This is a genomic window from Nonomuraea wenchangensis (assembly GCF_900111685.1).
GTDB classification, from domain to species: Bacteria; Actinomycetota; Actinomycetes; order Streptosporangiales; family Streptosporangiaceae; genus Nonomuraea; species Nonomuraea wenchangensis.
In genome coordinates, this window is record NZ_FOHX01000004.1 from 187,690 (window position 1) to 207,482 (window position 19,793).

At 71.2% G+C, this 19,793-nt stretch carries 16 protein-coding genes; 2 read left to right on the top strand and 14 right to left on the bottom strand.

Annotation, left to right across the window (positions count from 1 at the left end; genetic code table 11):
* Nucleotides 1-4: 4 nt before the first annotated feature.
* The 5 genes from BMW85_RS13315 to BMW85_RS51015 form a co-directional block, all read right to left on the bottom strand.
* A complete protein-coding gene (locus BMW85_RS13315; RefSeq protein WP_091081152.1) occupies nucleotides 5-739 on the bottom strand; it encodes a D-sedoheptulose-7-phosphate isomerase in 735 nt (244 codons plus the stop codon).
* Entirely contained in the window at nucleotides 736-960 is a 225-nt protein-coding gene (locus BMW85_RS13320; RefSeq protein WP_091081154.1) for a HypC/HybG/HupF family hydrogenase formation chaperone, read from the bottom strand. Before BMW85_RS13320 ends, BMW85_RS13315 begins: the two co-directional genes overlap by 4 nt.
* Nucleotides 957-1,541, bottom strand: a complete 585-nt coding sequence (locus BMW85_RS13325; RefSeq protein WP_091081156.1) for a D-sedoheptulose-7-phosphate isomerase — start codon at nucleotides 1,539-1,541, stop codon at nucleotides 957-959. The genes BMW85_RS13320 and BMW85_RS13325 overlap by 4 nt, the downstream gene beginning before the upstream one ends.
* The gene (locus BMW85_RS13330; protein ID WP_245774771.1) at nucleotides 1,520-1,930 is read right to left on the bottom strand and encodes a PadR family transcriptional regulator; all 411 of its coding nucleotides are present in this window, start codon (nucleotides 1,928-1,930) and stop codon (nucleotides 1,520-1,522) included. The genes BMW85_RS13325 and BMW85_RS13330 overlap by 22 nt, the downstream gene beginning before the upstream one ends.
* Nucleotides 1,931-2,064: 134 nt before the next feature.
* Nucleotides 2,065-3,918 (bottom strand): extracellular catalytic domain type 1 short-chain-length polyhydroxyalkanoate depolymerase, encoded by a 1,854-nt coding sequence (locus BMW85_RS51015; RefSeq protein WP_091081158.1) that lies wholly within the window; start codon nucleotides 3,916-3,918, stop codon nucleotides 2,065-2,067.
* 250 nt (nucleotides 3,919-4,168) lie between these two features.
* Here BMW85_RS51015 and BMW85_RS13340 point away from each other — a divergent pair, with 250 nt between their 5' ends.
* On the top strand, nucleotides 4,169-4,642 hold the full coding sequence (locus BMW85_RS13340; protein WP_245774772.1) for a MarR family winged helix-turn-helix transcriptional regulator: 474 nt from the start codon (nucleotides 4,169-4,171) through the stop codon (nucleotides 4,640-4,642).
* Here BMW85_RS13340 and BMW85_RS13345 read toward each other — a convergent pair.
* On the bottom strand, nucleotides 4,637-5,590 hold the full coding sequence (locus BMW85_RS13345; RefSeq protein ID WP_091081164.1) for an alpha/beta hydrolase: 954 nt from the start codon (nucleotides 5,588-5,590) through the stop codon (nucleotides 4,637-4,639). The genes BMW85_RS13340 and BMW85_RS13345 overlap by 6 nt on opposite strands.
* 282 nt (nucleotides 5,591-5,872) lie before the next feature.
* Between BMW85_RS13345 and BMW85_RS13350 the strand changes: the two genes are divergently transcribed.
* Nucleotides 5,873-10,099 (top strand): WD40 repeat domain-containing protein, encoded by a 4,227-nt coding sequence (locus BMW85_RS13350; protein WP_091081166.1) that lies wholly within the window; start codon nucleotides 5,873-5,875, stop codon nucleotides 10,097-10,099.
* Nucleotides 10,100-10,154: 55 nt separating this feature from the next.
* Here the strand turns inward: BMW85_RS13350 and BMW85_RS13355 are convergent, their stop codons facing one another.
* The 8 genes from BMW85_RS13355 to BMW85_RS13390 form a co-directional block, all read right to left on the bottom strand.
* Nucleotides 10,155-11,729: an SMI1/KNR4 family protein gene (locus BMW85_RS13355; protein ID WP_177240657.1), complete on the bottom strand. Its 1,575-nt coding sequence runs from the start codon at nucleotides 11,727-11,729 to the stop codon at nucleotides 10,155-10,157.
* Between the two features lie 281 nt (nucleotides 11,730-12,010).
* Nucleotides 12,011-13,852: a glycoside hydrolase family 15 protein gene (locus tag BMW85_RS13360; RefSeq protein WP_091081170.1), complete on the bottom strand. Its 1,842-nt coding sequence runs from the start codon at nucleotides 13,850-13,852 to the stop codon at nucleotides 12,011-12,013.
* Entirely contained in the window at nucleotides 13,849-14,361 is a 513-nt protein-coding gene (locus BMW85_RS13365) for a hypothetical protein (protein ID WP_091081172.1), read from the bottom strand. The genes BMW85_RS13360 and BMW85_RS13365 overlap by 4 nt, the downstream gene beginning before the upstream one ends.
* The gene (locus BMW85_RS13370) at nucleotides 14,358-15,689 is read right to left on the bottom strand and encodes a molybdopterin-dependent oxidoreductase (protein ID WP_091081175.1); all 1,332 of its coding nucleotides are present in this window, start codon (nucleotides 15,687-15,689) and stop codon (nucleotides 14,358-14,360) included. The genes BMW85_RS13365 and BMW85_RS13370 overlap by 4 nt, the downstream gene beginning before the upstream one ends.
* Nucleotides 15,690-15,794: 105 nt before the next feature.
* Nucleotides 15,795-17,207 (bottom strand): glycosyltransferase 87 family protein, encoded by a 1,413-nt coding sequence (locus BMW85_RS13375; protein WP_245774773.1) that lies wholly within the window; start codon nucleotides 17,205-17,207, stop codon nucleotides 15,795-15,797.
* A complete protein-coding gene (locus tag BMW85_RS13380; protein WP_091081879.1) occupies nucleotides 17,204-18,217 on the bottom strand; it encodes an NAD-dependent epimerase/dehydratase family protein in 1,014 nt (337 codons plus the stop codon). The genes BMW85_RS13375 and BMW85_RS13380 overlap by 4 nt, the downstream gene beginning before the upstream one ends.
* Nucleotides 18,217-18,906: a TIGR04282 family arsenosugar biosynthesis glycosyltransferase gene (locus BMW85_RS13385; RefSeq protein ID WP_425434329.1), complete on the bottom strand. Its 690-nt coding sequence runs from the start codon at nucleotides 18,904-18,906 to the stop codon at nucleotides 18,217-18,219. The genes BMW85_RS13380 and BMW85_RS13385 overlap by 1 nt, the downstream gene beginning before the upstream one ends.
* Nucleotides 18,869-19,528, bottom strand: coding sequence for a glycosyltransferase family 2 protein (locus BMW85_RS13390; protein ID WP_091081180.1), 660 nt, complete (start codon nucleotides 19,526-19,528; stop codon nucleotides 18,869-18,871). Before BMW85_RS13390 ends, BMW85_RS13385 begins: the two co-directional genes overlap by 38 nt.
* Nucleotides 19,529-19,793 lie beyond the last annotated feature (265 nt).

Here is a 19,793-nt window from a genome sequence, read left to right on the forward strand (position 1 = left end):
CCCGTCACGTCTCGCCGGTCAGCACCCGCTGGGTCAGCTCCCACAGCACGTGGCAGAGGGTGATCTGCGCCTCCTGGATGCGGTGCACGGACGCCGACGGCACCACGAACAGGTACGCCACCCGATCCTCCTGCGCCATCGGCCCGCCGTCGTAGCCGACCAGCCCGACGGTGAGCATGCCGCGCCTGGACGCCTCCGTCATGGCGTTGAGCACGTTGGCCGAGCCCCCGCTGGTGGACAGCCCCATGGCCACGTCGCCAGGGCGGCCGAGCGCGGCGAGCTGCCTGGCGAAGACCAACTCGTACCCGACGTCGTTCGACAGCGCCGTGAGCAGCGCGACGTCCTGGGCGAGCGGCACCGCGGCGACCGCGCGCACCGGCTCCGCCCGCGCCGGCACCGGCGCGCCGGCCGCGACGCCCCCGACCGCCGCGACCGCGTGCGCTGGCTCCGGCGGGGCGGCGAACAACTGCGCGACGGCCTGCGCGTCCGTGCTGCTCCCCCCGTTGCCGAAGGCGAACAGCCGGCCCCCCGCGTCGAACGCCGCCGCCATCGCCCGCGCGCACGCCACCAGACGCTCGGCGTGCAGGGCGACCAGCGACCGGCGCAGCGCGACGATCTCGTCGGCCTTCCTCCGGGTGGACGCGCACAGGTCCGTGACGACGGCCTCCCGATCGACCGGCGCCGGCGCGAGGAACGGATAAAGGGCCTCGATCCCACCGGACTCACCGACCGTGCTCACGACTCACTCCCCTGTACGCCCCTGTACGGGCCGATGGCCTCTTTGGCGTGCACCAGGACGATGTCGCCGGGCCGCGCGTCCACCAGCGCCACGCTGACCTCCTCCGGCCCCGACTCCGTCTCCACCAGGGCCAGCCCGTCCTCCAGCAGCCGCAGCACGCGCACCGGCACCGCCGCGTCGGAGCACGTGACGCAGACCTCGTCGTGGCACGGCTCCGTCATCGGACCGCCTCCAGCTCGTGGAAGACGTGTACGAGCTCCCACAGCACGTGGTAGATCGTCATGTGAACCTCCTTGACGACCAACGGGTCGTCGGAGCGGACGGCCAGCACGTGGTCCGCCTCGTGCGCCGCCTGCCCTCCGGTGAGCGCCACCGTGAGCAGCCCCAGCGCCCGCGCCGCCGCGAGCCCGTTGCGCACGCCGGCGCAGTCGCCGTCGGCCGACACCCCGAGCGCGATGTCGCACGGCGCGGCCAGCAGCCGCAGCTGGGCGGCGAAGATCCCGTCCAGGCCCTGGGTGCGGGCGATCCCCGTGGCCACGGCCATGTCCGTGGTCAGCGAGATGGCCGGGAGCGCCGGCTTGCCCATGATGACCGGATGCGCGAACTCGACGGCGACGTGCTGCGCGTCGGCCACCGACCCCCCGGTGCCGAACACCAGCAGCTTGCCGCCCCCGCGGAACCGTTCCGCCATGTCCTGGCAGGCGCGGACGATCCGCTCGGCGTCCTCCCCGAGGGCGGCCGCCGGTCCCATCCGCCGCTCGAACGCGGCGGACACGGCGGTCATCGCCGGGTCCTCACCCATGGCACCTCCTCCAGTACGGCCTGCTCGCGCGCGGCCGGGAACCCGTGGCCGCCCGCTTCCTGGCTGATCCGCGACCACCTGGTGAGGCAGGTCTCCAGCAGCTGCCGGACCTCGATCAACCGGCGCATCCACGCCTGCAGCTCGGCCATGCCGCCGGTGGTCAGCTCGTAGCGCCTGCGCGCCGGCCCCGCCTCCGAGGCGACCCAGACGGAGGCCAGATGGCCGGCGCGTTCGAGCGAGCGGAGGGCGCGATAGACCTGGCCGGGCTCCGCGTCGGAAGCCCCCAGTCGCGCCAACCGCTCGATCAGGTCGTACCCGTGACCGGGCCGCTCGCAGATGAGCAGCAACAGGAAGGGAGGGAGCAGGCCGCGGACGTCACTGCCCGACATGGGTCCCCTCCTCCGGTGCTGTCATGGCCGGTCGTGAGGACAGTAGGCCGCCGCGCGCCACGGAGGTGGGCGGCGCGTCCGGCATTTGCCCGAGTCATCGCCGTACGCAAGCCAAGAATCTCCTGGGCTTGCCTTCAGGCGCAGGTGTAGCCGGACGGCAGGGCTGTGTCGCCGTTGGGCCTGCTCGCCTGGAAGCCGAAGCTGGTGGTACTGGCTCCCGGCGCGAGCGTGCCGTTGTGGCTGACGCTTTTGACCGTGACGGTCCGGCCGCTGGTGGTGACGGTGGCGTTCCACGAGCCGGTCAGGGTGTGCCCGGCCGGCAGGGTGAAGGTGACGGTCCAGCTGGTGATCGTCGAGGTGCCGGTGTTGGTGACGGTCAGCGGCTGGATCACGTATCCGTTCCCCCACTGGGACTGCACGGTCGGGGTGGCCGAGCAGGCGCCGGTCGTACCTCCTTGGGTGGTGATCTGGACGGTGCCGGAGACCGGCGAGACGTTGCCGGCGGCATCGCGCGCCCGGACCTGGTAGCGGTAGGTGGTGCTCGCGGACAGGCCCGTGTCGGTGTACGAGGTCGTGGCCGAGGTGCCGACCTGGGCGAACGTGCCGCCCGTCGCGCCGGGAGCGCGCAGGATCTCGTAGCCGGTCACACCGGTGTCGTCGGTGGACGCGGTCCAGGTCAGGCTGGTGCCGGTCGTGGTGGTGCCCGAGGCGGTGAGCCCGGCCGGGGCGGTCGGCGGCGTGGTGTCGCCTCCGGTGGCGGCCGTGGTGAAGGTGACCGTCGCGGAGTTGCCCGACAGGTTGCCCGCGCCGTCACGCGCCCGTACGTACACCTGGTATTGGGTGTTGGCGGTCAGTCCGGTCAATGTGATCGAGGCGGTGGCCGACTGGCCGAGCTGCGGGTCGGTGGCGCCCTGCTCGCGGTAGACGTTGTAGCCGGCCAAGCCGGAGCCGCCCTGGTCGGTGGAGGCCGTCCAGGTCAGCGTGGCACTGGTGGCGGTCACGTTCGACGCGACCGGGGTGCCCGGCGTGGTCGGCGGGGTGGTGTCGGTCTGACTGGTCGTCAGGCCGAAGAACTCGATGGCGTAGCGGGCCATGCCGCTCTGCGGGAGAACGTGCCCGGCGCCCTGGATGCTGTACGCCTCCACCTGCACGGTGCCGGACGAACTGGCGTACCGGCTGCGGCTCCAGCCTGACTGCGGGGTGTCGGTGCTGGTCGGGGTCTGGCTCAGCCCGAACACGTTGGTCCACTGCTCGATCGACTCCCGCAGCAGCGAGTAGGGCACGAGAGTGTCGCCGGTGCCGTGCCACAGCTGGATGCGCGGGCGGGGACCGGAGTATCCGGGGTACGCCTGGCGGACCGCATCACCCCACTGCTGGGGCGTACGGTCCATGCTCCCGCCGGTGCACCTGCTGCTTCCCGGTGGGTAGTCGGAGGCGCCGGCGAAGCAGTTGAAGGGCACGCCCATGAAGGAGGCCCCTGCCTTGAACACGTCGGGGTGGACGGCGAGCATGTGCTGGGTCATCATGCCGCCGGACGAGCTTCCGGTGGCGTAGACGCGGTTCGGGTCTCCCTGATAGGTCCGCTCGACATAATCGATCATCGAGAGGATCGAGACCGGGTCGCTGCCGCCGCCGCGCTGCTTGGCCGCGTCCGACCAGGTGTCGAAGCAGTTGCCGAACCCCGCCGACTGGGTGGCGGTCGGGTAGATGACGACGAAGCCGTACCGATCGGCCAGCGAGGCGAACTCACTGCCCTGATAGAAGCCGGGACCGGAGCCGCCGCAGCCGTGCATCGCCACGACGATCGCCGGCGAGGCCGGGCGCGAGTCCGGCACGTAGACGTGCATCCGCATGTTGCCCGGGTTGTTGCCGAAGCTGGTCACCTCCACCAGGGTGGCGGCGACGGCCGGCGATCCGAGCACCACGGTCATGACGGCAAAGAGCGCCGCGGCGCAGGCACCGGCCAGCACCGTGGTCAATCGTCTCATTCGCGCTCCTCCTCTCCATATCCGCGGCGCCGCGTGCCGCGGATCCGTCCGCCGCGTAATGGCGTCGGTCGCTGGAAAATAGAAGCGTCACGACCCACCGTCAACGCCCGCTCGGTGCGCACGCCCGCGGCTTCACCTGGCAAGGAGTCGTTTCCCCTGGTTATCAAGTAACTTGCTATCAAGGTCCTTGATAACGGGGCGAGAAACTTACATCGGAGCCCGTTCTGTCGGGTCGCGATATCGTCTCCTGGTGATCGATCCGGGTGCCCCCTCGGCCGCTGCGCCGGACACACCGCCGCCCCGCGTGAGTTACCTGGTGTTCCGGCTGGAACGCCGCATCCGCGCGTGCCTGGACGAAGCGCTCGCCCGGCACGGCATGACGACCACCGGATACATGGCGCTCAGCGAGCTGCGCCTGCGCGACGCCCCGTCCTCGGCCGACCTGGCCCGCATCGCCTTCGTCACTCCGCAGGCGATGAACCTGGTCATCCGCGATCTCGAACAACGCGGCCTGATCCGCCGCGACCCGCATCCCCGTGGGGGCCGCGCCCTGCGCACCCGCCTCACCCCGAAAGGCCTGGACACCCTCCGGCGATGCGACCGTTCCCTCGACGAGATCGAGGCCGTCATGCTCGCCGAGATGGACGACCCGGACCGCACGGCACTCGCGCAAGCGCTCACCCTGTGCGCCCGAGCCCTCCACCCGGACGCACGCGGCTTATAGGGAATGCAGGGCCCGCCGTAATGCCTCGATCATGTCCTCGTTCATTCGTCTGGTGAGCGCCGTGTCCGCGATCACGGCGGCGCCGTGGAAGGCGCCCGGATACATGTGCAACTCGGTGTGGACCCCCGCCTGCACCAGCCGCTGCGCATAAGCGATGCCCTCGTCGCGAAGGGGATCGAACTCACAGACCGACACGTACGCGGGAGGCAGGCCGGACAGGTCCTCCGCGCGAGCGGGCGCCGCGTACGGCGAGACCGGCCCGTCCTCGCCGGGCAGGTAATACCGCCAGCTCAAGATCGCGTCGCCCCTGTTCCACATGGGCGTGTCGACGAAGTCCCGCATGGACGGCGTCTCCAGCCGGTCGTCGGTGACGGGCACGTCGAGCAGCTGGAAGCACAGCGGCGGCCCACCCCTGTCCCGGGTGAGCATCGCCAGCGCGGTCGAAAGGTTGCCGCCCGCGCTGTCGCCGCCCGCGGCGATCCTGCCCGGATCGACGCCCAGCTCGCCCGCGGACCCGTGCACCCACTCCAGCGTGGCCATGCAGTCCTCGAGCGCCGCCGGGAAGGGATGCTCGGGGGCGAGCCGGTAGTCGACGGCGACCACCACCGCCGGGACCCGGTCCGCGAAGCGGAGGTTCCTGACCTGGAAGAAGTCCAGCTCGCCCGAGACGAACCCGCCGCCGTGCAGGTAGATCAGCGCAGGGAGCGGAGTGCTGCTCTCGGGCCTGTAGAGGCGGACTCGCACGTCACCCGGGATCACCCTGTCCTCGACCGTCACCGGCCTCTCCGGTGTGTACTGCGGCAGGAGTTTCGCCATCCTCTCGATGACGGCCGGATCCATGGTGGCGGGGTCGAAGGGCGGAGCGTCCCGCTTGATGAACTCGCTCAGCTCCACGCTGGGGATGGTCTCGACGTACGGCAGCAGGTCGGGATCGTAAGCACGGCTCATGTCGCGTGAGTCAATAGCGTCCAGAAGACCCGGCCAACCCCCTACATCCCCCTCATCAGGTCGTTGTACGGCGCGGTGTGGATGACGACCCCGCGGGCTCTTCACCGGCGGGCTCGGCTGTTCAGGGAGTTCCGCTGAGCGCATAGTGCCCCATCTGCTGCACCTGCCAGGCGCGCGCTGATTCACTGCAAGCGGTAGCACGGAGCGAGACCGAGCCGATAACACCACAGATGCGGTGTCAGGGGATCTGTTCGGATGGCGTCACGGGGTCAGGAGCATCGTTTGGATCGACAGGGGGCGCAGCCGCCGGAGCCGGGCAGGGACGTCCTGACGCCGCAGCAGGTCGCCGCGGCACAGGAGGGCGCTCGCACGTGGGTGCGGCGGGTGGCGCGGGCGGGCGGGCGGGCGTTCACCTGGGGGACGCCGCGCGCGTTGCTGGCGGCCTTGTGCGCTAGTGCACTTACGCCCCTGCTCGTCGCCGGGCCGGGTACCGCCGTGCTCGTGGCGGGGATCGGGGTTGTCGGGTCCGTCGGGGCGAACGTGCTGTCCGACTTGATCAGCGCGGCCTTGGCTGCTGCTCGAGACCGTTCCCGGGGCGATGGCGCGGAGTCCTCCGCCGACATGGAGCGTGAGCTGGCGGCTCGGCTGGAGGAGGCGTTGCAGGCCGGGGACGCTCGTGCCGATGCTCTGGCGGAAGCGCTGGTCGCCGCGCTGACCGCAGTGGACGCTGCGCAGGCGGCCATCGGTGAGGCGCTCGTGGGCGGGCAGGAGCGGCTGCTGGAGGAGTTGGTGGTCGGGTTCGCCGAGCTGGGCCGGCAGAACGCGGCGCTGGAGCCGATGCTGGGGCGGCTGGACGCGGCTGCCGGGCAGATTCAGCAGACCCTGTACCGGCAGGACGCCGAGCGCCGCCTGGACAGGGCGCATTACCAGCAGCAGACAGCGCTGCTGCTGGTGATGCGTGACCAGCTGGGCCGGCAGATCCGTGATCTGGGGCGCCGCCTGGGCGGGGTGGCGGGCGCGGAGGGCGGGACGAGGTGGAGCGGCGGCTGCCCGTATCAAGGGCTGGCGCCGTTCGGCCCTGCTCAGGCGGAGCTCTTCTACGGGCGAGGACAGGCCGTCGCCCGGCTGGTCGCCATGGTCACGGCCTGCGGTCATGGCCTGGTGGTGGTGACCGGGGCCTCGGGCGTGGGCAAGTCCTCGCTGCTGCACGCCGGGCTGTTGCCCGCGCTGGCGGCGGATGCGGACTGGCCGCAGCTGACCCTCACCCCGGGGGCGCGGCCGTTGCAGGAGCTGGCGGTGCAGTTGGCGGTACGATGCGGCGCCGATCCCGATGCGGTGCTGGAGGAGCTGCGACGCGATCCCGGCCGGGGAGAGGCGCGGGCTCGGCAGGTGCTGAGCGCCGAAGGGGTACGCCGCCGCCAAGCCGGGTCCGATGAGCCGCCGCGCCGGCTGGTGATCGTGGTCGATCAGTTCGAGGAGCTCTTCACTCTAGCGACGGAGGCGCCTGCGGAGGAGGCGGAGGCGTTCGTGGCGGCGTTGGAGGCGATCGCCGTCGCGACGGGGCCGGTGATCGTGGCCACGCGCGGTGATTTCGTCGATCGCTGTGCCGCCTACCCGCAGCTCGCCCGGGCCTTGGAGGAGCGCGTTTTCGTGCTCGGGCCGATGAGCGACGCGGAGCTGCAACGAGCGATCACCGGGCCGGCGGCAGCGGCCGGACTCACCGTGGAAGAGGGCCTGGCGGAGCAGGTGGTACGTGAGCTGGCCGGTCACCTCCGTGCGCCGGCAGGCTCGTCGTACGGCGGGACGACGGTGGGGGCGTTGCCGCTTTTGTCCATGGCGATGGTGCGCACGTGGGAGAACCGCCAGGACGGCCGGCTGACCCGGCACGGATATGACCGTTCCGGCGGTGTGGCCTCAGCGGTCAACGCCGCCGCCGAGGACGTCTACCATGCCTTGGACGCCGGGCAGCAGGCGATCGCCCGGCGCGCCCTCCTGTCGCTCGCCCTGATCGGCGCCGACGGGCAGGCGACCCGCCGCCGGGTGACCCTGGATGAACTGACCACCTCGTGCGCGCCGGGCCGGCCAGAACGTGTAGAGCAGGTGGTGGCCGCCTTCACCGAGGCCCGGCTGATGGTCGCCGGGAGTTCCCCCGCGCCGGTCCCTGGAGCCAGGACTGTCGAACTCGCCCACGACGTGCTGATGACCGCATGGCCACGCCTGAGCACATGGCTGGCCGAGGATCAGGCCGACCGGGTGCTGCACGGGGAGATCGTGCATGACGCCGCCGAGTGGAACGACGCGGGACGCGACCCTTCGTTCCTCTACCGCGGGATCCGGCTGGAGACCGGTCTCGCCATGGCGGCCCGGTGGCGCTCGGACACCGACCGCTATCCGGGCCTGAGCGGTCCTGCCGAAGACTTTCTCCATGCCGGTGCCCGTGCCGCCAGCCGGAGCCGTCGCCGCTGGCAGGGTGTCTTCGTGCTGCTGTCCGGCCTGTTGGTGATCGCGATCGTCACCGCCATCAGCGCGGTGCGCCTCGGTCAGGAGGCCGAGCAGCAGCGTGATATGGCGCTACGCCGAAGCGCCGACATCCTGTCTCGACAGCTGGCCGCCGACAGCGAGAAACTGTCCAACGATCCTCCGGCCTCCGCGCGCCTGGCCGCGACAGCCTGGACCATCTCGCCCACCAGCGAAGCGCGGGCGAGCATGGCCACCGTGCTCGGCCGTCCCGGTCGAGCACTTCTCGCCGACCCCAGCGGCTCGGTGTTCTCGGTGGCCTTCAGCCTGGACGGGTCTCGCCTGGGCTCCGCAGGGAGGGACGGGACGCTCCGGTTGTGGGACGCGGCGACCGGCAGGCAGCTCGGCGCTCCCCTCGGCCGTGACGAACGGGGGGTGCGCTCGGTGGCCTTCAGCCGGGACGGGTCCCGTCTGGCCTCCGCCGGGGGAGACGGGACGGTCCGGTTGTGGGACACGGCCGCCCGCGAACAACTCGGCACCCCCCTGACCGGCCACAACGGCACGGCGACATCGGTGGCCTTCAGCCCGGACGGATCCCGCCTGGCCTCCGCCGGCACCGACCGTACGGTCAGACTGTGGGACACGGCCACTCGCGAACAACTCGGCACCCCCTTGATCGGCCACAACGGCACGGTGACATCGGTGGCCTTCAGCCGGGACGGGTCCCGCCTGGCCTCCGCAGGGGAAGACGGAACGGTCAGACTGTGGGACACGGCCACCCGCGAACAACTCGGTGCCCCCCTCGGACGCAACGAACGCGGGGTGCTCTCGGTGGCCTTCAGTCCGGACGGGTCTCGCCTGGCCTCCGCCGGGGGAGACGGGACGGTCCGGTTGTGGGACACGGCCACCCGCGAACAACTCGGTACCCCACTGGCCGGCCACAACACGACCGTGTTCTCGGTGGCCTTCAGCCGGGACGGGTCCCGCCTCGCCTCCGCCGGAGGGGACGGGACGGTCCGGTTGTGGGACACGGCCAGCCGCGAACAACTCGGCGCCCCCCTGACCGGCCACAACGGCGGGGCGACATCGGTGGCCTTCGGCCCGGACGGGTCCCGCCTGGCCTCCGCCGGGGGAGACGGGACGATCCGGTTGTGGGACACGGTGACCGGCAGGCAACTCGGCCCTCCCCTGACCGGCCACGACACGACCGTGTTCTCGGTGGCCTTCAGCCGGGACGGGTCCCGCCTCGCCTCCACAGGGCAAGACGCGGCGATCAGACTGTGGGACACGGCCACCCGCGAACAACTCGGCACCCCCTTGAGAGGCCACGAACAGGGGGCGGTGTACTCGGTGGCCTTCCACCCGGACGGGTCCCGCCTGGCCTCCGCAGGGAGCGACGGGACGCTCCGGTTGTGGGACACGGCGACCGGCCAGGAGCTCGGCACCCCCTTGACCGGCAACAACGACTGGGTACACGCGGTGGCATTCAGTCCCGACGGGTCCCGCCTGGCCTCCGCCGGGAACGACGGGACGGTCCGGTTGTGGGACACGACTACCCGCGAACAACTCGGCACCCCCTTGAGAGGCCACGAAATGGAGGTGTACTCGGTGGCCTTCAGCCGGGACGGGTCCCGTCTGGCCTCCGGAGGGGACGACGGGACGGTCAGACTGTGGGACACGGCCACTCACAAGCAGCTCGGCACGTCCCTGACCGGCCACGCCGAGGGGGTGCGGTCGGTGGCCTTCAGCCGGGACGGGTCCCGTCTGGCCTCCGGAGGGGACGACGGGACGGTCAGACTGTGGGACACGGCCACTCACAAGCAGCTCGGCACGTCCCTGACCGGCCATGCCGAAGGGGTGCGGTCGGTGGCCTTCAGCCCGGACGGATCCCGCCTGGCCTCCGGCGGCAACGACGCCACGGTACGGCTGTGGGGAGTGGGCATGCCTCGTGACCTGCACTCAGCGGTGTGTGCTCTGGCGGGCCGATCGCTCACGCCCCAGGAATGGCAGCAATACACCCGAGACGAGCCTTACAAGAGAAGCTGCCCGTAGCACAGAAGGCCAGGTGTGTGTGCTGTCTGGGGCGTAGGCGGCCGCGGGTGAGCGTCTAATCCTTGTAGCGCCAGTCCAGGCGGTCTTTCTCTACGCGGGGCTGCCGGCCGCGAACTGGCTCGCCCCGTTCCAGGGCGCGGGCGGTGACCTTGAGCAGGGCCAGGTAGGAGGGCCAGATGTCGCCGTCGCCCGTGTGCAGGCCGTCCTCGCTGTGGAAGCTGCCGGTGCGGCCGGTGTCCGGGTCGACGAACAGGTTGCCGCCGGTGACGTCGTAGCCGAAGGGGATCAGGCGGCCGTGCCACCAGTAGGTGCTCAGCTCCGGGTCGTCGAGTGTGATGTCGCAGTTCGCCTGCCAGTCGCGCCGAATGCCGCGTACCGACATGGAGGTGTAGACGGGCGGGAAGGAGAAGCCCCAGTCGCTCGCCCCGTCGTGGCGTAGCAGCGAGGCCCGCAGGTCGTCGGGGAAGCGCGCGCCCATGGCGGCCTCCGCCTGGGCGATCGCCAGCGGCGTGGCGGGCGGGCGCAGGCTCGTGTACGTGGCGGGCGCGTGCCGGGCGAGCCAGCGCTCGATGCGCCGCCAGGTGGCGTTCACCTCGGCCGTGACAGCGGCTCGCGGGGTGCGCACGACGACGGCGCGGCGGGCGGGCAGGCAGCCGGTGGCGCGCTTCTCCGCGTGGGTGGGCGGCTGTGGGGTCGGTGTGGGGGTCGGTGTGGGGGTCGGACGCGGTTCGCCCGCGCACCCGCCCGGCAACGGAGCGGGCTCCGCGGCCCAGCGCAGCTCGCAGCTCCCGGTCACTGTCGGGTAAGAGCCGCCCATCGCGGCGCCGCTCTCCAGCGCGGCGGCCAGCGCCTCCAGCATCGCCGCGTGGGACGGGAAGCCCATCGGGCCGTCGTAGCGGAGCCGCTCGCCGAAGGCCGCCTCGCCCACCCGGCCGGTGCGGGGCTCGACGAACAGGTCATGCCCTGAGGCGTCGGTGCCGGTGGGCAGCAGGCTGCCGTGCCAGGTGCCGTGCTCGGGGTCGGCGTCCGCCAGGTCACCGGCCAGGACGAGGCTCTGGCACTTGCTCATGTTGATGTAGTCGATGTCGTTGATCTCCAGCAGGCCGTACCCGCCGGGGAGCCGGAAGCCGTCGCCCAGGTTGCCGGCCGCACCGTTGTGGCGCAGATAGGAGGCGTACAGGTCGTCGGGCAGGCGGCGGCCCGCGTAGTGCTCCCACTGGGCCAGGCGTTCCGGCTCGGCGCCGAAGCGCAGCTTGCGCAGGGTGGCTGAGGCGTGCGCGGCGAGCCAGCGCTCGATCCGGCCCCACGCGTCGCTGACGCGGGCGGCGAGCGCCGGGTCGGGGGTACGGATGGCGAAGGTGGTGGACTCGGGGGTCGGCAGCACCTCGCCGAACTCCGGCTCCCGCTGCTGTCCCACGTAGAGCGGCGGGCAGCCGATGGAGCGGGCCTCGGCGGGTGTGAGCATGGCGGCCGCCATGGCGGCGTCGCGCTCGGGGGAGCCGCAGGACATCGTGTTGCCAACGAAACCGCAGAAATAGCCATCGCCTTCGAGCAGGGCGTCGGAGGCGAGGCATCCCAGCAGCAGCACGGCCGCAAGTCCTTGGGTGAGGGACCGAGGTAAGCCGATCATGGACGCGTACGATACGGGAGCCCGCCGACAGGTCGCCGGAGGAAGGGCCGGCAGAGATCGTCTCTGCATGACGAGCCAATGGCCTGGCCATCGTCCGCCACGTGGCGACCCGCGTCGTAACTGAGCTCAACACAGAAGAGCCCGCCCTTCGGGGCGAGCTCCTCATGGGTAATCCTGTGTCCGAGGGCTGAGCGCCACCGAACGCACATGGCCCACCGCCATCCCCGGCCCCATACACCGGATTCCCGTTGCCTGACGTGCACCCGCGCCCGGCTGAGCGTTCAGCCGGGCTCTGCGCGTCCGCCTATGTCGTCTGCGCCCCGGGCGTCCCCGATGGCGCGGGCGGCGTTGATCAGGCCGATGTGGCTGAGGGCCTGAGGGTAGTTGCCGATCGCCTCTCCTGTGGTGGGCTCCACCTCTTCGCTGAGCAGGCCGACATCATTGGCGCAGGCGGCGGCGGTCTCGAACGCCCGCCCGGCCGCGACGTCCTGACCCATGAGGGCCAGCGCGTGAGCGAGCCAGAAGGTGCACAGCAGGAACGGGCCCTCCAGGCCGGCCAGCCCGTCGGCGGAACGGTAGCGGTACACCAGCCCTCTCGCGTCGGTCAGCCGGGTGGCGACGGCCTGCACGGTGGAGCGGATTCTCGGGTCGTCCGGCGGCAGGAATCCGACCAGGGGCATCATCAGGGTGGAGGCGTCGACCTGGGTGCCGTCGAACGTCTGGGTGAAAGCACCCGCCTGCTCATTCCATCCGCGGGTCAGGATCGCGGCGTGGATCTCGTCTCGGACGCGCGTCCAGTCGGCGACCCGGGAGGCGGCCCCCAGCACCGGGGACAGGGCGATCGCCCTGTCCAGTCCCACCCAGCACATCAGCTTGGAGTGCGTGAAGTGCCGGCTGGGGCCTCGGATCTCCCACAGACTCTGATCCGGCTCCTGCCAGCGGCGCGCGGCGGTCTCGGCCACTCCGATCAGCAGCGAGCGGGTGAGGGGGTCGAACGGGCCGATGTCCCGGTAGGTCTGGTGGGCGGCGTCGAGCAGTTCGCCGTACACGTCGAGTTGACGCTGACGCCAGGCGTCGTTGCCGACCCGCACGGGTGCGCTGTCCCGCCACCCCCGCAGCTGCGGTAGCCGCCGTTCGCTCAGGTCGCGCTCACCGTCGATGCCGTACATGATCTGCAGGTCCGGGTCCGCGTCGACCTGGGTCGCGCATGCGCGGGACAGGAAGGTGAAGAAAGCCGTTTCCTCCTCCTCGCAGGTGGCCGTGTTCAGGGCGTGCAGGGTGAAGCTGGCATCGCGGACCCATGTGTAGCGGTAGTCCCAGTTGCGCTCTCCGCCGATGCTCTCCGGCAGGGAGGTGGTGACTGCGGCCACCATGGCCCCCGTCGGGGCGTAGGTCATCGCGCGTAGAACCCGGCCGCTGTGGTTGACGTGCCGGCGCCAGGGCCCCTCGTAGTCGGCGTGACCGCGTGACCAGGAGCGCCATCCCGCGATGGTGTCGCGGATCCGGCGCGCGACGGCCCAGGAGGTACGGCGCGGCGGGTCGGGCGCCCAGGCCCGGCCGGCCTGCAGGGCCAGGCCGACGTTCTGTCCCGCGCGCAGGGTGAGAGCTGCGTCCGCGACCGAACCGCTGGTCCGGAATTCCACCGGACTGGACAGGGTGAGCACGTCGGCGCCTCCACGGGCGATCAGGCCGCCGCGGACCGGTTGCATCAGCGGGCGGACGAGCCCGAACTCGGGCCGGGGCGCATACACGATCTCCACAGGCACCCGCCCTTCGGTGCATGCGAGCCGGCGAAGGAGCAGGCCGGGTGATGACGTGCCCAGCGCGTGCGCACGTTCGCCACGGCCCAGCGCGAGAGCGTCCAGGAGCACCAAGGTGCCCTCGCGCGTCCGGAACGTGGTCTCCAGCACAAGGGTGTCCTCGACGTACCGGCGGGTCACCTCGGCCGGACATGCCGGGCGGATCGCCCAGAAGCCGGCCTCTTCGTCCAGCAGTCGGGCGAAGAGCGCCGGGCTGTCGAAACGGGGCAGGCACAGCCAGTCGACAGAGCCGTCGGACGTGACCAGCGCGGCGGACCGGCAGTCCGACAGCATCGCGTAGTCGCCGATCGGCCGGGCGCTCAACGGCCGACCCGCCCTGCGGCCAGGCGTCGCAGCACGTAGAGCAGTGCCGAGGCGGCGAAGAGCACCAGGGTGACCAGAATCCATCGGTTGAGATAAGGGATGGTGCTCAAGCCGACCGCCGCCCTGTAGTTGGGCTCGGCGCCGCGCAGGATGAGTGGGGACCACACCAGCAGCAGCAGACCGGAGAACGCGGTCGGCACGCGCAGGTAGTTGATCGGCGCCGGCCGCCGCCCCGTCGGCCGAGGCCGACGCCGAGCAGCCGTACGACCACGACGACGGGTATGGGCGGTGGCGGACCGGGCTGCGGAGTCGGCGGCGGAGTAAAGAGGGAACAGCACTAGATCATGGAGGATGACGGCCCCCACGAACCACACCAGAAAGCCCGGCCAGATCCCCACTTCGACCACCCGGGTGGCGGCGTAACCGGCGACCAGAAAACACAGGGCGAGCACGAGCAGATGCCACGGAGGGGCGCCGTAGGTCCTGGCCCACCGGCCGCGGCCGTTCACGATCGCTCCTGGGTGAAGTCGAGCTCGCGCACCCACTTCGTGTTGTGCACTCCGGGAGCGTTGGGGACGATGACCCGCGCCGGGTATCCGTGGTCGAGGGACAGGTCGGCACCGTTGACCCGCAGAGCCAGCAGCGAGCGCGGGTCGGCGACCTGCGCGGCGCTGAGCGAGGCCTGACCGAAATAGCCTCCGCGTTGCAGAGACCTGGCGGTGACACCTGTCGAGCCGGCCCGGGTCCCGGCGAGGCGGGCGAGGTCGGCCAGCCGTACGCCGGTCCAGGTCTGGACGGTCGACCAGCCTTCCACACAGGCGATCGGCAAGGCGTAGGTGTACAGCGGCATCGCCAGCAGGTCCTCGCGGGAGAATTCCATCCGGTGTGGTCCGACGAGTGCCAGCCGCCAGGACTCGCCGGTCCGGTCTGGTGTGACGCCGAGGCTCGCCGCTGTCTTGTTGACCTGGAAGTCGTTGGGGCCCGTACCGTAGTGGCGCCCATGGGGAGCGAGCAGCGCGGTACGCCGCAACGGCCCGTCGACGCACTGGCCGACGGACAGGCCGAACATGACCAGCGAGCCGCCGCCGGCGAAGGCCAGTAGGCCGCGCCTGGACATCGTGGGGGGCGCTGGGTCGGTGGCGACCAGGCCATCGGGGTCCGGCGGCTCCGGGCGGGTGTCCGCCACAGACAGGCGCAGGTAGTCGCGCAGGCCGTACGTCCGCAGGGTGCGGATGACGCGCGGCAGCTTGATGACGACGTGTACGGCGAAGGCGGCCAGGAAGATCCACGCGCCATAGAAGTGGGCCGGGTAGAAGGAGAACGGGAAGACGTAGAAGAGCTGGATGTTGAGTATCCCGGTCACGAACTGGAAGACCGCGCCGCCGACCAGGAGCAGCAGGCTGGCCCGCTCGACGGCCTCCGCCACGGAACGGGCGGGGGGCCAGGAGAACAGCTTGGGGATGACCGACCACAGCTTGGCCAGCAGGATCGGCACCAGTGTCAGCCCGCCGACGACGTGCGCGCCCTGGGTGACCCGGTACAACCAGACCGGGTCGGTGGGCCAGTCGAACAGGTAGAAGCCCAGCAGGCCCCTGCCGGGCGTCGTGTCGTTGCCTGGCAGGCGAGGCTCGTAGGCGGCGTACGACACCAGCCCGGTGATCGCGACGAGGGTGATCCCGACCAGCAGGATCAGTCCGAGCACCGAGGTCAGCCAGGGGCCGCGGAGCGGGCTGCGCCAGAACTCCGGCCGGAACGGCCCGGGTGGCCCGCTCCACCCCTTGAGACGTGCGGCCAGGCGGCCCTTCTTGCCGGGTTTGACCTCACGATCGCGCTGCATCCGGCACCGATCCCCTCGAAATCCAATGTCGGCTGTTCGGGCTCCTTGCCGGAAACGGGCTTTCCAAAGCCACGCCCCGGCACCCTTTCGGCAATGTCCGGCGGTTCATCCTCTTCGCAACCTCGGGGCGTCGTACGCGCTGTCAGGAGAGTGACGGGCCGCGCGTGCGACGAGCCCGGCGGCCACCGCCAGCGCGGCAAGGGCGTAGGCGATGGTCCCGGAGCCGGTGCCCATGTACGCCACGCCACTCGCCAGCGGGACGCCGAGCCACTCCCACCGGCCGTCGAGGGCGACCAGAGCGACGACCAGCACGGCGTACCAGGAATAGCCGGGCGTGAACACGAGGAACGCCACTCCGGTCACCAGCAGGGCGCCTTGCCACGGCCGGTCCGCGTCACCGTGGCGGAGTACGTGGAAGATCGCGATCCCGAGGATGACGAGGGCCGCCGGGAACGCCCACGAATCGGGAAGGAGCAGTCTCAGCAACGCGTACCGGTCCCTGCTGCCGGCATCGTCGTAACCCTCCTCGGTCAGGTAGCCGAAGAAGTATCCGAGCACCGAGCCGCGCGAGGCGAGCGCGTACGGCAGATAGGCGAGCGCCACGACGAGAGCGGCGGGGCCCAGGACGGCCAGGGTGTCGAGCATCCGCCTCGTCGGCGTTTTTCCGCCTTTCGCGAGGACCCCGGAGAGCGCTCCGGGGACGGTGACGGCGGGCAGCAGCTTGACGGCGGTCGCCGCGCCGAACAGCGCGCCGCCGAGCACCCTGTACCTGTTCGCGGTGGTGAGGGCGATGACGGCGAGCAGGACGCCGAGCGCGTCGACGTGGGCGTTGTTCACCAGTTCGAGCGGGACGGCGGGACACCACGCGTAGCAGGCGGTGTACGCCGGAGCGTTGTCCCGGGTGCCGGCCCGGCGGCTGAGCGCGATCAGCAGCACGGCTGAGGTCGCGAACGTCAGGAGCGCACCGCCGACCTGCAGCGGCTTGTGTCGTGCGCCTTCGGGCGAGAGTCCGTGTACCAGGAGGAAATACGCCTCCGCCAGGGGCGGATAGATCGTGTGCACGGCGGGGCGGTTGATCCGCGTGCACGACGTCATCAGGTCCGCTGATGGCAGCGGGTATCGATCGGGTCCCTCGCAGCCGGCACCGCGGGGGAAGAGCCAGGAGTCGCGCAGCGGCACCAGTTCCGCCTCAGCCGGAGCGTGATCGTAGGGCGAGACGCCCGCGGCCTGCACCCGTCCATCCCAGGCGTAGCGGTAGGAGTCGGTGCTGGTCGCGGGGGGAGAGAGGAGGCCGGTGACGGTTACGGCGATCCCTCCGACGATCACCAGGGACATCGCCTGACGCCTCGGCAGCCCGCGCACGGCCCACACCGCCGCGTAGAAGATCGCCCACGCGAGCACGTACGGCCAGAACAGGCCGTGGCGATCCGCGGGAACGGCTTCCTCTCCGATCGCCGGCACGAGCGTGCCGACAAGGGCGACCAGCAGGACGGCCGTTCCCGCCGCGCGGCAGCTCACGCCGGACAGGCCAGGGGCGCGGTGGCGAACTCCCTCATCCCCTCGTCGAAACCGACCCGGGCGTGGAATCCGAGTTCCGCACCCGCCTTGTACGGGGCGGCAACGATGTGCCGGACGTCGCCCAGCCGGTACTCCTCCGTCGTCACCGGCTCCGGCCCGCCATGGTGCGTGGCCAATGCCACCGCCATGTCACCGACACTGCGCGGCTCCCCGCTGGCGATGTTGTAGGCGGCCAGCAGGCCCGGCCGGCCGCCGGAGAGCGCGGCGACGTTCGCGCGCGCGACGTCGCGGACGTGGACGAAATCCCGCAACTGCCCGCCGTCCTCGAACACCCTAGGGGCTCGACCGGCCTCCAGCGCGGACCGGAAGATCGCCGCCACCCCGGAGTACGGCGTGTCCCGGGGCATCCTGGGCCCGTACACGTTGTGGTACCGCAACGCCACGGCCGTGCCGCCGGTCTCGCGCGCCCAGTTGGCGGCCAGATGCTCCTGCGCCAGCTTGCTGGTGGCGTACGCGTTGCGGGGATCCGTCGGCGCGCTCTCATCGATGGCGGCGTAGACCACCTCCGAGTCGCACCGAGGGCAACGAGGTTCGAAGAGCCCGCGAGCCAGGGCGACGGCGTCACGCGGCGCGGGCCGTACCCGGCCGTGGCTCGGGCAGTCGTAGGCGCCCTCGCCGTAGACCACCATCGAGGAGGCCAGCACCAGCCGCCCGACCTCGTGCCGGGCCATCGCGGAGAGCAGCACGGCCGTGCCGTACACGTTGACCGAGGCGTAGTCCGGCAGGTCGGCCACATTCACTCCGAGCCCGACCTTGGCCGCCTGGTGCACGACGACATCGACCCCTGCCATCGACCGGTCGAGCGTGGCGGCGTCGCGCACATCGTCGCCGGTCCTGAGGTCGAGACGGACCACCTCGTGTCCGGCCGCTTCCAGCGCCTCCGTCACATGGCTCCCGATGAACCCGGCCGCGCCGGTGACCAGCACCTTCGCCTTGCGAGAAGGGGGCATCACAATACCGCCGTTCCGGCGAGCGCGGCGGCGAAGCGTGAGTGGGGAGCCAGCGCCGCCACCTCCACCGCATCCGCCATGGTGTCCACATCGGTCAGGCACGGCAGGCAGGCGACGCTCATTCCGGCCTCAATCAGTCTGTTCAGCTGGATCTCTCCTGTGGTCGGCTCGGACATCGGCACGCCGAGCAGCAGATCGGGGTCGGGGACGCGCAGCCCGAGAAGCCAGAACCCACCGTCCGTCGCGGGACCGAACACCGCGTCGTGGGTGCCGAGCGACGACACGGCTTCAGCCAGCAGGTCGGGGGACACCTGTGGTGTGTCCATGCCGATGAGCACGATCGGGGTGGGCGACTTCCGGTGGGCGTCGTCGAAGGCGGCGGCGAGCCGTTCGTCCAGGCCGTCGCCGCGCTGCGGAACGACCGTGAACCCGGCGGGCAGCCACGCCCCGGGAGCCCCATCGAGAGCGATCACGCGGCGGGCCACCGGAACCCGGGCGACCGTCCGCAACGTGTCCTCCAGCGCGGCGCCGGCCAGTGCCGCGGCCTCGCGCGGAGTGCAGGGCGGGGTCAGGCGGGTCTTCACCTTTCCCGGTATGGGCTCCTTAGCGATCACCAGGAGTTGCGCGCCGTCGGTATGGTGCGAACTCACGTCATACTGCCCTGTCGGCCATGACCCGGCGCATGTCACCGATTGTCCGTAGCGTGCCGCGTACCGTACCGGTCACCTTCGACCGCCCCGTACGGGCCAGATAGTCCACCTCGACCTCGGCGATCCGCCAGCCGGCCGCACCGGCGCGCAGCACCATCTCCAGGGGGTAGCCGAACCGCCGGTCCGCCAGTTCCAAGGCCAGCAGGGCGGCACGTCCGCACGCCCGCATCGGCCCCAGGTCGTGCAGGTCGGCACCAGTACGGCGGCGCAGCTCGCGAGCCAGCACGGCGTTGCCGAGCCGGGCGTGCACCGGCCAGGATGAGCCCGGTCCAAGGACGCGGCGACCGAGTACCAGATCGGCCTCACCCGCCCGGACCGGCCCGGCGACGCGCGGCAACTGCCCGGGATCGAGGGACGCGTCGGCGTCCATGAAGCACACCACGTCCGCCGTCGCGGCCGTCAGCCCCGCGTGGCACGCGGCGCCGAATCCGGGCCGAGGCTCAGCCACCACCGTCGCGCCGAACTTTGTCGCGACCCTCGCGGATTCGTCGGTCGAACCGTTGTCGACCACGATCGGGCGGAAACCAGGCGGCATGCGCCCAAGCACCCAGGGCAGGGCCGCCTCCTCATTCAGGCAGGGCAGAACCACGTCGATCTCCATGGGCCGACGCTAACGCGGCGAGAGCGCCCCTTCTCTTACGAAGAGATGACGTCGTCCCGAGAAATGACCAGTTCGGGTCCGTGGAAATACGGTTTCATGGCCGATCCCGTGGTTTGGGTCATTGGCCTCTGTGTCCCCCTTAGGGCATGCGACTTGTCCCGCCCTGCCGCACTTTGACGCTTCGCCGAGGGCGTGATGGACGCGGTTTTGCCAGGCGGTCGCAGCTCCCCGTCCTCAACAGCTTCGTAAGGATCGTCACCAACCT

Coding starts and splice junctions, on each gene's coding strand:
- BMW85_RS13320 (WP_091081154.1), bottom strand. CDS start 960: ATGACGGAGCCGTGCCACGACGAGGTCTGCGTCACGTGCTCCGACGCG.
- BMW85_RS13325 (WP_091081156.1), bottom strand. CDS start 1,541: ATGGGTGAGGACCCGGCGATGACCGCCGTGTCCGCCGCGTTCGAGCGG.
- BMW85_RS13330 (WP_245774771.1), bottom strand. CDS start 1,930: ATGTCGGGCAGTGACGTCCGCGGCCTGCTCCCTCCCTTCCTGTTGCTG.
- BMW85_RS51015 (WP_091081158.1), bottom strand. CDS start 3,918: ATGAGACGATTGACCACGGTGCTGGCCGGTGCCTGCGCCGCGGCGCTC.
- BMW85_RS13345 (WP_091081164.1), bottom strand. CDS start 5,590: ATGAGCCGTGCTTACGATCCCGACCTGCTGCCGTACGTCGAGACCATC.
- BMW85_RS13355 (WP_177240657.1), bottom strand. CDS start 11,729: ATGATCGGCTTACCTCGGTCCCTCACCCAAGGACTTGCGGCCGTGCTG.
- BMW85_RS13370 (WP_091081175.1), bottom strand. CDS start 15,689: ATGCAGCGCGATCGTGAGGTCAAACCCGGCAAGAAGGGCCGCCTGGCC.
- BMW85_RS13380 (WP_091081879.1), bottom strand. CDS start 18,217: ATGCCCCCTTCTCGCAAGGCGAAGGTGCTGGTCACCGGCGCGGCCGGG.
- BMW85_RS13390 (WP_091081180.1), bottom strand. CDS start 19,528: ATGGAGATCGACGTGGTTCTGCCCTGCCTGAATGAGGAGGCGGCCCTG.